10 protein-coding genes are annotated in these 13786 nt (G+C 70.6%); 3 read left to right on the top strand and 7 right to left on the bottom strand.

Features of this window, described 5'->3' with window-relative positions; translation table 11 throughout:
* Nucleotides 1-380: 380 nt before the first annotated feature.
* Complete coding sequence (locus ACFTZC_RS18810) at nt 381-1280, bottom strand: helix-turn-helix transcriptional regulator (protein WP_382891014.1); 900 nt, start codon at nt 1278-1280, stop codon at nt 381-383.
* 130 nt (nt 1281-1410) lie between these two features.
* Between ACFTZC_RS18810 and ACFTZC_RS18805 the strand changes: the two genes are divergently transcribed.
* Nucleotides 1411-2316: an oxidoreductase gene (locus ACFTZC_RS18805; protein ID WP_382891012.1), complete on the top strand. Its 906-nt coding sequence runs from the start codon at nt 1411-1413 to the stop codon at nt 2314-2316.
* A gap of 341 nt (nt 2317-2657) precedes the next feature.
* Here ACFTZC_RS18805 and ACFTZC_RS18800 read toward each other — a convergent pair whose 3' ends face one another.
* Complete coding sequence (locus ACFTZC_RS18800) at nt 2658-4880, bottom strand: MMPL family transporter (protein WP_382891010.1); 2223 nt, start codon at nt 4878-4880, stop codon at nt 2658-2660.
* 255 nt (nt 4881-5135) lie between these two features.
* Between ACFTZC_RS18800 and ACFTZC_RS18795 the strand changes: the two genes are divergently transcribed.
* Complete coding sequence (locus tag ACFTZC_RS18795) at nt 5136-5753, top strand: TetR/AcrR family transcriptional regulator (protein WP_382891008.1); 618 nt, start codon at nt 5136-5138, stop codon at nt 5751-5753.
* Between the two features lie 104 nt (nt 5754-5857).
* On the opposite strand, the gene tpg is transcribed toward ACFTZC_RS18795, so the two are convergent.
* Together tpg and tap are read right to left on the bottom strand one after the other, a co-directional pair.
* On the bottom strand, nt 5858-6415 hold the full coding sequence (gene tpg / locus ACFTZC_RS18790; RefSeq protein ID WP_382891006.1) for a telomere-protecting terminal protein Tpg: 558 nt from the start codon (nt 6413-6415) through the stop codon (nt 5858-5860).
* Between the two features lie 12 nt (nt 6416-6427).
* On the bottom strand, nt 6428-8674 hold the full coding sequence (gene tap / locus ACFTZC_RS18785; protein WP_382891003.1) for a telomere-associated protein Tap: 2247 nt from the start codon (nt 8672-8674) through the stop codon (nt 6428-6430).
* Nucleotides 8675-9211: 537 nt separating this feature from the next.
* On the opposite strand from tap, the gene ACFTZC_RS18780 reads away from it, so the two are divergent.
* Nucleotides 9212-9526, top strand: coding sequence for a hypothetical protein (locus ACFTZC_RS18780; protein WP_382891001.1), 315 nt, complete (start codon nt 9212-9214; stop codon nt 9524-9526).
* Between the two features lie 142 nt (nt 9527-9668).
* Here the strand turns inward: ACFTZC_RS18780 and ACFTZC_RS18775 are convergent, their stop codons facing one another.
* The 3 genes from ACFTZC_RS18775 to ACFTZC_RS18765 all read right to left on the bottom strand — a co-directional run bounded on the left by ACFTZC_RS18775 (nt 9669) and on the right by ACFTZC_RS18765 (nt 13786).
* Nucleotides 9669-11099: an MFS transporter gene (locus tag ACFTZC_RS18775; RefSeq protein ID WP_382890999.1), complete on the bottom strand. Its 1431-nt coding sequence runs from the start codon at nt 11097-11099 to the stop codon at nt 9669-9671.
* Nucleotides 11100-11205: 106 nt separating this feature from the next.
* Nucleotides 11206-12603 (bottom strand): alanine racemase, encoded by a 1398-nt coding sequence (locus ACFTZC_RS18770; protein ID WP_382890997.1) that lies wholly within the window; start codon nt 12601-12603, stop codon nt 11206-11208.
* A complete protein-coding gene (locus ACFTZC_RS18765; RefSeq protein ID WP_382890995.1) occupies nt 12596-13786 on the bottom strand; it encodes a M20 family metallopeptidase in 1191 nt (396 codons plus the stop codon). Before ACFTZC_RS18765 ends, ACFTZC_RS18770 begins: the two co-directional genes overlap by 8 nt.

Below are 13786 nucleotides of genomic sequence, written 5' to 3'. Positions count from 1 at the left end.
CCGGAGCCGTCGACGTCGCGCTCTCCATCACGGCGTCCGTCGACGCGGTCGTGCCCGCCCACCCGGAGGTGAGGTCGGCTGGGAGCATCTGCGCACGGTGGAGAAGGGCCGGCGCTCTCTGCCGGCGTCACTGCGCCCGGCACCCGCGCCCGCCTGGCCCGACGAGCTTTTCGAGGCGTTCGAGCGCCTCGGGCAGGGCCGTGTCGGCGCCACGGGATACGGCCTCGGCCTGTCCGTCGTCCGCTCCATTGCCCATGCCCCCGGCGCCCGCGTACGCGCGGCCGGGACCCGACGGCGGGCTCCATCGTCGCGGTGAGCTTCCCGGACGGCGCGGTGTCCGGTCTCCCTCAGCGCCGTCGTCGAGCCTCCGCTCAGCACGGTCAGCGGCGTCGCGACACCACGCGCGACGCAGCGCTGCCGTCGCCGCGTGACGGACGCGGCGCGCGCGACGACGCCAGGAGCTGGAGCCGGTCGGCGTCGGCACTGCCCGGCTCGACGGTGTAGACCAGCATGACCGGGCCGGGCCCGCCGGGCAGCGGATAGGTGTCCCAGTCCAGGGCGATGTCGCCGACCTCCGGGACCCAGAAAGTCTTCGTGCCACTGACCGACGCACAGACGTCATGACGGGCCCAGAGTCTCCTGAACTCGGCGCTGCGGATACTCAGTTCACCGACGACCGCGGTGGCGCGCGGGTGCGTGGGGTCGGCGGCGACGGCGGAACGCATCATGCCGATGTAGTCCAGGGCCTGCCGCTCCCAGCCGGGACAGTTCCGCTCGCCCGTCAGCGTGTCGTCGAACATCAGCAGCAGCATGTTCAGCCGGTCGGACGGGAAATCGGCCGGGCTGCCGAGGAGCGTCTCCGCCATCGGATTCCATGCGAGCAGGTCGAGGTGTTGTCCCAGGACGACCGCCGGAGTGTCCAGCGCCCGCAGCAATCGCAAGGTGTTCTCCGGCACCCGTTCCGGACCGTGGTCCACCCGGGCGGGCAAGGGGCGGCGGGCAGCCCGGGCCAGAGCGAACAGGTGTCGGCGTTCTCCGTCGTCGAGGCCGAGCGCGTCGGCGAGCGCGTCCAGCACGTGGTCGGAGGGTCGCACCTCCCGGCCCTGCTCCATCCGCTGGTAGTAGTCGGTGCTCAGCCCGGCCAGCAGCGCCAGTTCCTCGCGCCGCAGCCCGGTGACCTTGCGGCGGCCGCCCGGCTCAAGGCCGACGTCGTGCGGACGCAGTCTGGCACGCCGGGCCCGCAGGAAGTCCCCCAGCTCACGCGCGTACGGATGTGTCATCCCGCCAGTGTGTCAGCGCGCCCGGCACCCAAGGTAGGTCCCACGGACCTAGGCAACCGCGAACGACCGACCCGGCCCACGGAACTCCTAGCGTCGTCGGCACACCACCGTCGACCCTCAGGAGCATCGAATGACCGGATGGACCGCCGACCGCATCCCCGTCCAGCGCGGCAGGACCGCGGTCGTGACCGGCGCGAACTCGGGCCTGGGCCTCGTCACCGCGACCGAACTGGCCCGGCACGGTGCCCACGTCGTGCTGGCAGTCCGCGACACCACCTCCGGCGAGGAGGCGGCCCGCCGGATCGGCGGTGAGGTCGAGGTGCGCGAGCTGGACCTGGCCTCCCTCGACTCGGTCCGCTCCTTCGCCACGCGGCTCACCGCCGACCGTCCGGTGATCGACCTGCTGGTCAACAACGCCGGTGTGGTGCTGCTCGGCCCACGCCGCACCTCCGCGGACGGCTTCGAGCTGCACCTCGGCACCAACATGCTCGGCCACTTCGCCCTGACCGGTCTGCTGCTCGGCGCGCTCGCCGCGGCGCCCGCTCCCCGGGTGGTCAGCCTCAGCTCGATCACCCACAAGAACGCGCACCTCGACTTCGACGATCTGATGTACGAGCGCTCCTACCGGGCGGCCCCCGCCTACGGCCGCTCCAAACTCGCCACCACCGTCTTCGGTGTCGAGTTGGACCGCCGCCTGCGCGCCGCCGGATCGCCGGTCGTCAGCACACTGGCGCACCCCGGACTCACCCGCACCAACCTCGCCCCGCGGGCCTGGGAACACCGCGGCCGGGCCGGACGGCTGATCGCCCGGCTCGGCCTGCTCGCCACCCAGCCGGTGGAGCGGGGCACACTTCCGCAGTTGCGGGCCGCAACCGAGCCCGGACTGCGCGGAGGCGAGTTCTTCGGCCCGGCCGGGCTGAGGGAAACGCGAGGCCGGGTCACCGAGGCCCAGCTCAGCCGGGAGGCCGCCGACCCCACCGTGGGCAAGAAGCTCTGGACAGCGGCCGAGGAACTGACCGGCGTCCGGTACCTCTGACCCGACGCCGGGCAGTCCCCTGCACCCCGACGCCGCTGCGGCGGGCGCGGGCGCCTGCTGGATTTCGGCGACCTGCCGGTGGAGCGGATCGCCCATGAAGTGGGCTTCGCCACCGCTCCGTTGCAACGGCGGCGGAGGTGGGGAGGGCCAAGGGCCGTGTTTCCGAGCCCGCGCTGATCGGCCGGACACGCCCGCGGGCCGGAGGCGGACGGAGCCGTAGCCCCTCGTCCAGGAACCGCGCGGGCCGAAGGCCCGGACCCCGCGGGGCACACTCACGGCGCGATCATCTGATCCGTCGTCCCGCGCGGCCCCGGGTCCGGTACCGATACGGACGCTGCCTCTCAGCCCGCGTTGGCCGGCACCTGCACGCCGGGACGGGCGGAGCCGGAGGCGGCCTGCTCTTCGAGACGGCGGGCGAGCTGCTCCCCCTCGATGTCGAAGCTGGGCACGGCCCGGCTCATCGCCTTCGGCATCCACCAGATACGCTCGCCGACGATCGCCATCACGGCAGGCACGATGAGCATGCGGACCAGGAACGCGTCCGCGAGGACACCGATGGCGAGAGCGAATCCGATCGTCTTGAGGATGATGTCGTCGGTGAGGACGAACCCGGCGAAGACACCCACCATGATCACCGCTGCCGCCGCGACGACGCGGCCACTGTGCGCGAAGCCGTCGACGACGGCGCGCACGGCCGGCGTGCCCCGCACGTGAGCCTCCCGCATCCGTGTGACGAGAAAGACCTCGTAGTCCATTGCCAGTCCGAACAGGATGCCGGTCAGCAGGATCGGCAGGATGAAGAGCACCGGCGTACTGCCGTCGATCCCTACCAGCTCGTTGAACCAGCCCCACTGGAACACCGCCACCGTGGCCCCCAGTGACACTCCGACCGAGAGCAGGAACCCGAGGGCGGCCTTGACCGGCACCCAGATCGACCGGAAGACCGCGATGAGCAGCAGGACGGCGAGGCCGACGACCACGGTCAGATAGACCGGGAAGACGTTCCGGAGTTCGGTGGAGATGTCGATGCCGACCGCGGTCTGTCCCGTCACCAGGGCACGGGCCCCACTGGCCGCCTCCAGGTCGCCCAGGGCGTCACGGAGGTCCGCGACGAGCTCCTTCGTCCCCTGCTGAGCGGGGCCCGTCGTCGGAATCACGGTCAACGTCGCGATGCCCGACATCTCAAGCTGCCGTGCGAGCGCTTGCTGTGACTCCGGCGTGTCGTCGCTCACCGCGGGAATCACCCCGGCGACGCCGGACCCGCTCCCGGCGGCAAGCGAGTCGATCCGCTCGGTGGCCAGCGCGACAGCAGCCTGGGCGGCCGTCGCGCTCGTGGTTCCCCGGGTGTCGACAACGACAACGAGTGGCCCGTTCGCGCCGGGACCGAAGTGGTCGGAGATGAGGTCGTAGGCGACGCGGGCGTCACTGCCGGTAGGTCTGGTGGAGTCGTCCGGGAGCGAGAGCTGCATCGAGAGGGCCGGAATCGAGACCACGGCCGCAGCCGCTGTGCCGACCAGTGTGGCCGGCCACTTCAGCCGTACGACAGCCTCCGCCCAGAGGCGCGCGGTCGCGCGCTTCCTCACGGGGTGGGGATGCGCGCCGGCGGGCGCCCGGTAAGAGGCGACGCGGGCACCGGCAAACCCGAGAAGCGCGGGCAGCAGCGTCAGCGCGATGAACACCGACAGTGCGACGGTGAACGCCCCTCCGAGGCCCATCTGCGTGAGGAACCCGATTCCGGACAGGGAGAGCCCTACCAGGGCGACGATGACCGTCAGGCCGGCGAAGACCACGGCCGAGCCCGCCGTACCGACCGCGACCCCCGCCGCCTCGTCCCGCGGGCGGCCCGCTCGGACCTCGGTCTGATAGCGGGTCATGATGAACAGCGCGTAGTCGATACCGACGGCCAGTCCCAGCATCGTGCCCAGCGACCCGGTGAGCGAGGACAGCTCGACGAACATCGTGAGAGCCGAGATGGCGATCATACCGATGCCCACCCCGACCAGCGCGGTGAGCAGCGGCATCCCAGCCGCCAGGAGCGATCCCAGCGTGAGCGCCAGAACGAGGAACGCCACGCCGATGCCGACAAGTTCGGCCACGGGTGAGTGTGCCTCAGGAGCCAGGGCGTCGCCGCCGATCAGGACGTCCTGGCCCCGGCCCTCCGCCGCCGTCCGGACATCCTCAAGGCGGGCCCTGTCCCCTTCGGAGAGATCCGCCGGGGACTCGGTGAACGTCACAGTCGCGTACCCGACGCGGCCGTCCACGGAGAGCGTCCCGGCCGTGTACGGGTCGGCGACCGTCTGCACGTCGGCGCCGTCGAGCCAGGCGAGCGCCGTGCCGACCGTGCGCTTGTGGGGCGCGTCGGTGAGCGACTCCCCCGCCGGCACCTCGAACACGATCCGCGCCGTGGCACCGTCCGCCGAGGCGCCCGGAGTGCGCTTCTCGATCAGCTCGAACGCGTCCATCGACTCGATCCCGGACAGCTCGAAGTTGTCGTTCGTCTTGCCCGACATCAGCAGTGAACCCAGCAGAATCGCGCACAACGCCAGGAACCAGCCGAGAGTCACGAACTTTCGGTGTTGGAAAGACCACCGGCCGAGCCGGAACAGCCGCCATGCCATCGTGCATCCCCTCATCGAAGTGGACCCAGAGGTCCGGATACGTTTCAAGCTATCAGGACTCCGGGGTCCACTTATTCGGATGGTGCACGGTCACAGACATCCGACCCACCGGCCGGCCTGGTAACCGGCTTCACAGCCGTCGGCGCGGAGCGGATAGGGTGACGGCGTTGACATTCACGACGAGGGCATCGGCGGTACCGCGTGACCGAGGAAGGTTGGCGCGAGCGACGGGCGGACGCGCGGCGCAATCACGACAAAGTGCTGGCGGCGGCGGTCGAGGTCTTCACCGAACACGGCTTGGACGCCACGATTCCGCAGGTCGCCGCACATGCGGGGGTCGGGAAGGCGACGGTGTACCGCAGCTATCCGACCAAGGCCGCCCTGGTCGAGGCGCTCACCGGCACCCGCGTCCAGTGGCTGCGCGATGTCGTCGCGGACACGGACGCGCACGTTCGCGAACCTCAGGCGGCGTTGGAAGCCGCGATACACCGCATCGTCGAGCGCCTGGCCAGTGACCGGCTGCTGGTCGACGTGATGGCGCAGGCCCCGATGTGGCACGCCGCGACCAGTCCTGCAGCTGTCAGCCTGACGCCGCCCGCCGAGGGGTCGGCGCCGCCGTTCGACGACGAGACAGCTGCGACGATCGTCAGATGGCTCGACGCGGCGCGCGACCGGGGCGAGATCCGGGACGACATCACGACCATGGACCTGCTGGTGCTGATCGGCGGAGTGGCCCACGTACTACTCGAACTGGACGTCCATGACCACGACGTGTGGCGCCGGTACGCAACGCTGGCGCTCGCGGCTCTCCGGGCCTGACCTGTTCGGGAACGGTGGACCACCGCGCAACGGTCCCGCGGAGACGCGAGCGGGCCCCGGACCACCAGTGGTTCGGGGCTCGCGGACAGTTCGGGGTGCGGCTGCTACAGGTCGAACTCGAGGTGTTCGATGTCGGTGAAGCGGACCTCTTCCAGGCTACCGGCGCGACGGCCGCCGTCCTGGAAGTAGACCTCCTTGAGCGCTTCGGCCGCGATCTCCTTGAGCTCACGGTCGTCGGCGCCGGCCTGTTGGGCGTCGAAGAGGCGGGCGGCGTAGTGCGGGGGCAGGGCGACGGTCAGGTGCCGGATGCGGTCCTGGTCCGTGGACCCGATGGGCGCGGTGTAGCCCATGCGGGCGCGGGTGTCGATGACGATGCCGCCCGTGGTGGCCGCTTTGGCCTTGGCCTTCGCCCGGATCTGCGGCTGCCAGCGCTTCTTCACCTCGCGCTCCAGGCGGGCGGCGAGGTCCGGCCGGGGCTTTTTGATCTGGTCCTTCACGTACCGCTCGACGGTGCGCTGGGAGACACGCAGCATCTGGGCGACCGCCTTCGTGCCACCGAGTTGCTTGACCAGGTACCGCATCTGCGGACCGGCGTTCTTGGGTGCCGGGCGGGTGAACGCCTTCTGCACGGCGGCGTCCAGGCCGTCCCCGAACAGGCTCATCGTCGCCTTCTCCTACTCTCCGTTGTCGACGTCGGTGACGGTGCCGTCCTTGATGTACCGGGCGAGGTTGAGTTCCGGGGCGTTGAACCGCTCGCGGACCTCCTCGCCCCACAGCACGGACTGGGTGCCCTCGTGCTTGACCAGGCCGGGGTTGATGCCGAGCTTGAAGCCGCCGGGCAGCGGCTTGCCCTCCCGGTACGGCAGGAAGTCCAGCGGGCTCTCGCCGTTGGCGGCGTAGACGACGCAGTCGGACAGGATCGCGACCGGGTACCGCCCGGTGAACGCCGCGTGCTTGACGATCTTGCGGTGCAGGTTGATCCGGGTGCGGGAGATGACCGCCGCGCGGATGTCCGGCCGCCACGTCGGGCGGGACAGGGCCCGCCACGGCTCACCCGGCCGCCAGCCCTCGCCGCGAGGGCGCTCGCGCAGCTTGCCCAGGCCGCCCTTCACCGTCGCCTTGATCGCTGAGACGACGATCGCCAACTCCGGATCGCGGCCCTTGTAGCCGTCCATGGCGGCAAGGAAGTCGGCCGGGGTCAGGTCGGCGGCGACGCCGAGGTCGGCCATCGTGGCGAGGTAGGCGTCGCGCAGCCGCTGGTACCAGCCGTCCAGATAGCGGCCGTTATCCCGTCGCACCCACGCCTCCAGCGGGCGCACCTCGTAGCCGAGCTCCACCGCGTACGCCACGGTCGGCGTCGCGTACCAGGCCGGCCCCTCGGGCCGGTCACCCTTCGGTGTGAACGGGCTGGGCAGCAGGCTGCCGTCCAGATCCACCCACTCCTTGCCGACCTTCACCTTCGACAGATCGACGTGGGAGAGGTCGACCAGCCAGGAGCCGGGCAGCTTCGGGTCGAACACCGGGGCCTTGACATGCGTGGGCGCGCCCAGGCCGACGGGCAGACCGTTGGCACCGGCCGCAAAGGCCATGTTGACGTCAATGCCGACCAGGTGGCGCAGGGTGCACTCGGCATCAGTCATCGGCCGCGCCCAGTCGTAGGCCTCCTCGAACAGCTTCTCCGCCGGGCCGCGCACGTGGAAGCGGGGCAGGTCGGCGAGGACGGGGTGGCCGTCGGGGGCCTCGCACGGCGCCGGTTCGACCGGGTCCTTGCCCAGGCTGCCGGGGTTGTGCTCGGAGTGCCGCTTGCCGTCGGCGTCCGGCTCGGAGGCGCGGGTCGCCGGGTGCAGGGTGGTCATCAGCTCCAGGCCGGTCACGGCGGTCGATCCGCGCGGCGTCATCACCCGGGACGCGTACATGCCCAGAACGCGGGCGAGTTCGGCCGGCGGGAGCTGTCCAGCCCTGTCCCAGTGCCGGGTGTCGAGCGCGTTCCACGACGGGATGCACAGCTGCACGCAGGCACGCTCCGAACCGGTGGCCGGACGGTAGATCCGCGCCCACGGCCCGAAGCCGCGCTTGGTCAGCTTCCACTCCGCGCGGACCAGCTGCTTGATGACCTTGTGGCCTTCCGGAATCCGCCCGGCGAGCCGCTCCTCCTCCGTGAGAACGGTCGGCAGACCGTAGCGCTCCAGCGCGGCCTCGGTGAGCACGAGCAGCGGGTCGGCGTCCTTGCCCGGCCCGGACAGCTTCGGCTGACCGAGCTTCGCCTCCCTGAGCGTCCAGTCCACCAGGGCCGGGATGCTCTTGGCAGGCACATCCAGGACCAGGCCACCGGTGCAGTACGCCACCACCTTGCCATCGGCGTCGACATCGACGACCGCCAGCGGCCCGTTCTCGAACCGCGGGTCGGTGCCGCCCGCCAGGGTGCCGGCCGAGGCCGCCTTGCGTGCACCGGGACGGCGTGACGCCGTCGGCCTGGTGGTGCGCGCCGGACGCGGCGCGGCCACCGGAGCAACAGCAGCGACGGGCGCAGCGGCAGGGGGCCGGGTGTTCTCGGATGCACTCATGACCGGAGCCTCGGGCGCCGGGCCTGTGGGCGAAGTCGGTGTTTCCACCGGGGCGGACGCGCCGGTGAACGTGGCCGGCACCGCAGCGTCCTGGACGAGTACGGCCGCACCGTCCGGGGCGGGGTAGAGCTCCGCGAGCTGCGTCAGCAGCCGCGCGTAGGCGTCCCGCTCCGGCGGGCGGGGCTCGGTCTTCCCTGCCTCCCAGCCCGAGACCGTGGCCCGCCGCACCTTCAGCGCGCCTGCCACCTCGTCGATCGTCAGTCCGTGCGCGGCACGCAGCCTCTTGCGCTCCACCGGCGGCGGCAGCGGGGAACGGGACGCGACCAGTGCGTCGACCGCGTCGAACAACTCGGACATGGAACACCTCCTGCTTCACACCCTACCCAATGGATCGCACGAAGCGCGTACGAACAGCGTACGTTTTGCGCTCAAAATGCGTTCTTTTGCATTTCTGTACCCAGAAGGCCAGGACGCCGGTGATTCCTGTTCCGATGCCGTAGCAGGCGCCGCGGTCCGGCCCAGAGAGGCCGTCAGGGTGTGGAGGCGCACTCCGAGGGCGTGGGTGCAGCAGCCGTGTTCGAGGAGTTCGGTCACCGTGGACAGGTTGGCATCCAGGAGGGACGCGGTGTGCTGTCGCCGCTCAGCCGGCGCGGACAGGGCAACACCCGAGATCGTGAGGAAGTTGCGGCGTCCCATCGCTGTTCGCAGGGCCTTTCTCAGGGCGTGTGTGGTCCGAGCGGGACCACACAGTCGGCGGTCAGAGGTATCCAGTCCGGCCGGCTGTCCGCTTCAGTGTCCCCTCTACCTGCATCCGGTCGTTGCCGGTCGCCTTGCCGGTCGCTTCCTTTCAGCGAACTCGCCCCGGTGGCGGGGCGTTCTGGAAGGGTGGGCCGCATGTACGACGGAGCCCTCCCGATACTTCATGTCAAGGAAGAACCCGGTGCGGTCACCCAGTACGGTCGGCTGGGTTCCACCAAGCATGTGAAGCACTACGTGGTTGCCCTTCTGGTCCTCCAGTTGCTGCTCGTATCCGGGTGCAAGGGCAGATACCAGCAGCAGTACGAGGAGGGCTACGAAGCCGGCCAGGATGAATCAACTGTGTGCGCGGAGTACGAAACACCAGGCGGATGGGAACCATCCCGGCAGTGGATGACAGGCTGCAACGATGCCGTAGCGGGCCGACCGGCCGATCCACAAAAATCCCGGTGAGGTCACATCAACCGACACCATGATCACGGACATCGCCTTCACGGAGAACCTGTTGGCCATGCGGCGCACGATGGGGTGCGCCGCATGGCGCCCCAGGAGGCAGCAACGGCACTGTGCGGCGTTCATCGCTCGGCAGTGGCAATCACCCGGACCGCGCCGGGTCAAGTGCCGCCTTGCCTCGTCCGGCGAAGGCCAGCAGCAGCGCCCCGGCGGCGGCGATGACCGCGGCGATGGTGAACGCCGTCGTCCACGAGCGGGCGTGTTCGACCACGGCTCCGGTGATGAGCGGTGCGAGGAACCCGGCGCACCCGGCGATGAACTGCACGACTCCGGCGACGGAACCATAGCGGGGGCCGGGCACCTCCTCGGCAATCACGGTCCAGTACTGCGCACCGGTGAAGTAGAGCAGGAAGATGATGACCGCCATGAGCGCCACCGCCTCGACGGCGCTCCCGACGAGCGGGATGCACCCGAAGAGTGCCGCCGTGAGGATCAGGCAGATCACGATCGTCCAGCGGCGAACGGTGGCTGCGGCGCCGATGCGGCGTACCAGCCGGTCCGTGGCGACACCGCCCGCGATCATGCCGATACAGCCGCCGATCCAAGGGAGGGAACCGGCGACGGCCAGGTGTGCCAGATCGATGCCGCGCTCGGCGACCAGATACGTGGGAAACCAGGTCAGAAAGACGTTGAGGATCCAGGCGTAGCCGAAGTAGGCGAGCGCCGTGGCCCAGATGACGGGCCGGGCGACGTAGTGCCACATGCCCGGCAGAGCCGATGACTTCTCACTCTCCTTGTTTCCGGTGTGTCCTATGGTTCCGGCCTTGTCCGTTGCGGCGCCCTCCTCTGCCCCGGCGTCTTTGTCCGTGGTTGCCGCTGTTCCGCTCTCCAGGCCGTTGATCTCGCGCAGTTCCGCGGGCTTCATCCAGGGATGCTGCTCGGGTGTGTCCCGTACGACGGCGAACCAGCCGACGGCGAAGAGCACACCGATGACACCGAAGATGATGAACGGCGCACGCCAGTTTCCGTTCGTCGCCTGGATGACGGCGACCACGATGGGGGTTCCCACGGCTCCGCCGAGCGGTGTGGCGGCGTTGGCGATACCGATCGCCGTTCCGAGCTCCCGCCGCGGGAACCAGGTGTTCATCAGCTTGGCGGTGACGGTTGCCTGGGGGCCTTCGGCGGCGCCGAAGAGGATCCGGATGATCAGGAAGCTGACGAATCCCGCGCCCGCCGCCGTCGCGGCGGTGAAGACGGACCAGGCGAGAGCCGCCCAGCCCATGACCTTGCGCGGGCCGAAACGGTCGGCCGCCCAGCCGCCGACCAGCCCGAAGGGCGCGTACGAGATCGCGAAGATGCTGAGGATCCAGCCGAACGCGGTCTCGGAGAAGCCGAACTCCTTGATGATGTACGGCGCGGCGACACCGATGGCGGCCCGGTCGGCGTAGTTGAGACCGAGCACCATGAAGTCGGCGGCGAGCACGGCCCAGCGGGTACGCAGCCTGGGCGGCCGGTCGCCGCCGCGGCTCGCGGCGGAGCCCCCTGGCAGCGTGGGAGAGGTGGAGACGGACACGGGTGATCCTTCCGAGGACGGGTGACACCGGAGCGGCAGGCGTCATGTGGGACCAAGCGGACGGAAGAAAAGGGAGGAATGGAGGCGGAGAAGGAAGAGGAGCCGGTCAGAAGAAGCAGCGGGCGGTGTCCACGACGCGGTAGTCCTCGTCGACGACGGGCACGAGCTGCCACTTGTCGTGCGCGGTACACGGGTGTGAGATGCCGAGCGCGAGCAGATCACCGACGCGGGGGCCGCTGCCCGCGGGGAAGCGGAGAAAGGCGTGCTGATCGTTGAGCGCGTCGATCGTCCAGTCGCCGAGGGACTCGGCACCACGCGCGGCGTCCCGCGTCCAGGCGTCCTGGGCCCCGGCGCGCCGTGGCAGGTGGACCAGCGGTACGGGGAGTCCCTCGTCGAAGGGCAGGTCGCGGCGGCCCGCGTCCAGCAGGGCGAGACCGTCCTCGGGGGTGGAGATCACCTGGGTCCACACTTCGATGGCGGGGGTCAGCCGGGGTGTGCCGGGAGCCTGGCGGGCCAGCCGGTCGTAGAGGCCGTCGTCGTGGGAGGCGTAGGCGCCGCTGCGCAGCAGCAGCCGTACGGGGCGCCGTCCGTCCGGAGCCTTCCGGCCCGGGTCCTGGTGCTGGTCCGGCGCCGTGCCGTCCACTTCCCAGTCGCTCGCGAGTTCACGGGCGACGATGTCGTAGTAGATGCTTCCGCCGCAGCTCACCAGCCACTCGCCCGTACCGGGACGGGCGTCCAGCAGGCCCGCGTGGGCGATACGGGACATGGTGTCACGAACGGTGCGCAGGAATCCGGTGACCTCGGCGAGGGCGTCCGGGGTGCGCGCGTGGCTGACACTGCCCTCGTAGGCGGCGACGCCGACCACCGCGAGAGCGGTCTCGGCGGCGGCCGCCTGTGCGACGGCCAGCGCCTGTTCAGGGGTGCGGCAGCCGGTACGGCCGCCCGCGTGCCCGAGCTCCACGAGTACGGGAAGCGGTGGCAAGTGCGGGTCCAGGGCGGCGCCGAGCAAACGGACGCCCTCGATGCCGTCGACGTACGCCGTGAATCCGAACCGCGGATCGGCTGCCATCTCGCGCTGTACCCAACGGGCGAATCCGGTGTTCACCAGTGGGTTGGCGTAATGGATACGCCGCGCTCCTCCGGCGCGGAACACGCGGGCCTGGTGGGGCGTGGCGACGGTGACGGCCCACGCACCGAGGGCCTCCTGGCGCGCGTACAGCCCGGGTGAGAGGGCCGTCTTGCCGTGCGGGGCGAAGAGCGCACCGTGTTCGTCGCAGAAGGCCGCCAATGCTTCGAGGTTGGCGTCCAGCGCGTATTCCTTGAGCACCATGACGGGCCACTCGAAACCGTCCTCGAAGAGGCGGTAGCCCTGGGCGGGGATCTGCGCGCCGCGGTAGGGCGCCGCTTGTGGCGGGAGTGCCTTGAACCGCCAGCCGACCGGGCCTTCGGCGAGCTCTTGACCGTGCGGGCCGGCGTGGGCGCCTGCGTGGGGAGTATCAGTCACCGTCGCCTCGCGGGGCGCTGCCGGAGCCGGTGGTGAGCAGGGTGACCAGTACATCGGTGGCGGTGGCCAGCTGGCCGAGCTCGATGAACTCGCCGGGTGTGTGGGCTTCGGCCATGGTTCCGGGGCCGAAGACGACGGAGGGTACTCCGGTACGGCAGATCTTGCTGGCGTCGGTTCCGTGTCCCACGCCGATGCCCGCCGGATCGAGTCCGTGGGCGGCCAAGGCGCGGCCGACCTCCGCGCTGAAGGCGGCTCCGGCTCCCTCGTCCTGCGCGGGGAGCGCGTAGTCGACAACGTGCGGCGGTGCCACCTCCACCCGGCCGGGGAAGCGGTTCTCCAGCTCGTCCTTCAGCTCCCGCCACACCTGGGTGGGCTCCTCGCCGCCCACGGTGCGCCGGTCGATGGTGATCTCGCAGCGTTCGGGCAGCACATTGGGACCTGAGCCGCCGGATATCTGTGTGACGACAAGAGTGGGTGGGCCGACCAGCGGCTGCCGTCGCGCGGTCAGCCGGGTGGCGACCTCGTCGCGCAGGTAGCGGACCACCTCGGCGATCGTTTCGACGGGATTGATCCGCCCCTCCGGCAGGGAGCTGTGCCCGCCGGGGCCCTGGGCGACGATGCGGCAGCGCATGACTCCCTTGTGCGCCACCACGAGTGCGAGGCCGGTCGGTTCGCCGACGACGGCGCCGACGCAGCGGGCGGCGAAGCCTTCCCCGCCGTCGCCCGTGGGGTTCGTCTCCGCTCCCGTGCCGAGCAGATGCGTCACGCCCTGGTAGCGGTGCTCCTCGTCGATGGCGCCCGCGAGGACGACCGTGCGCTCGGCCGGGTGCCCGGAGGCGGCGATCCGGGCGAGCGCCGACAGGAAGGCGGCCAGGGGTCCCTTCGCGTCGCAGGCGCCGCGCCCGTACAGCCGGCCGTCGCGGATGTGCGCGGTGAAGGGGTCGAGGGTCATCCCCTCGGTCTCGACCGTATCGAGATGCGTCTCCAGAAGAATCCACTCGTCGGTGCGGCGCCCCGGCATGGTGGCGACGACGTTGCAGCGGCCGTCGGTCACCTCGTCCAGGCGGGCCGTCATGCCCAGGCGACGGCAGTACTCCGCGACGAACTGCGCCAGCCGGGTCTCCGCCGCGACGGCCTCCTCACGCGGGTTGACACTCGGAATGGCGATGAGTTCGGACAACAA

Source organism: Streptomyces sp. NPDC056987 (assembly GCF_042673865.1).
Taxonomy (GTDB): Bacteria; Actinomycetota; Actinomycetes; order Streptomycetales; family Streptomycetaceae; genus Streptomyces.
This window is presented reverse-complemented; position numbering and strand designations above follow the sequence as displayed.

Bases quoted from the DNA above. Each gene is read 5' to 3' on its own strand.
- ACFTZC_RS18810 (WP_382891014.1), bottom strand. From the start codon at position 1,280: ATGACACATCCGTACGCGCGTGAGCTGGGGGACTTCCTGCGGGCCCGG.
- ACFTZC_RS18805 (WP_382891012.1), top strand. From the start codon at position 1,411: ATGACCGGATGGACCGCCGACCGCATCCCCGTCCAGCGCGGCAGGACC.
- tpg (WP_382891006.1), bottom strand. From the start codon at position 6,415: ATGAGCCTGTTCGGGGACGGCCTGGACGCCGCCGTGCAGAAGGCGTTC.
- tap (WP_382891003.1), bottom strand. From the start codon at position 8,674: ATGTCCGAGTTGTTCGACGCGGTCGACGCACTGGTCGCGTCCCGTTCC.
- ACFTZC_RS18780 (WP_382891001.1), top strand. From the start codon at position 9,212: ATGTACGACGGAGCCCTCCCGATACTTCATGTCAAGGAAGAACCCGGT.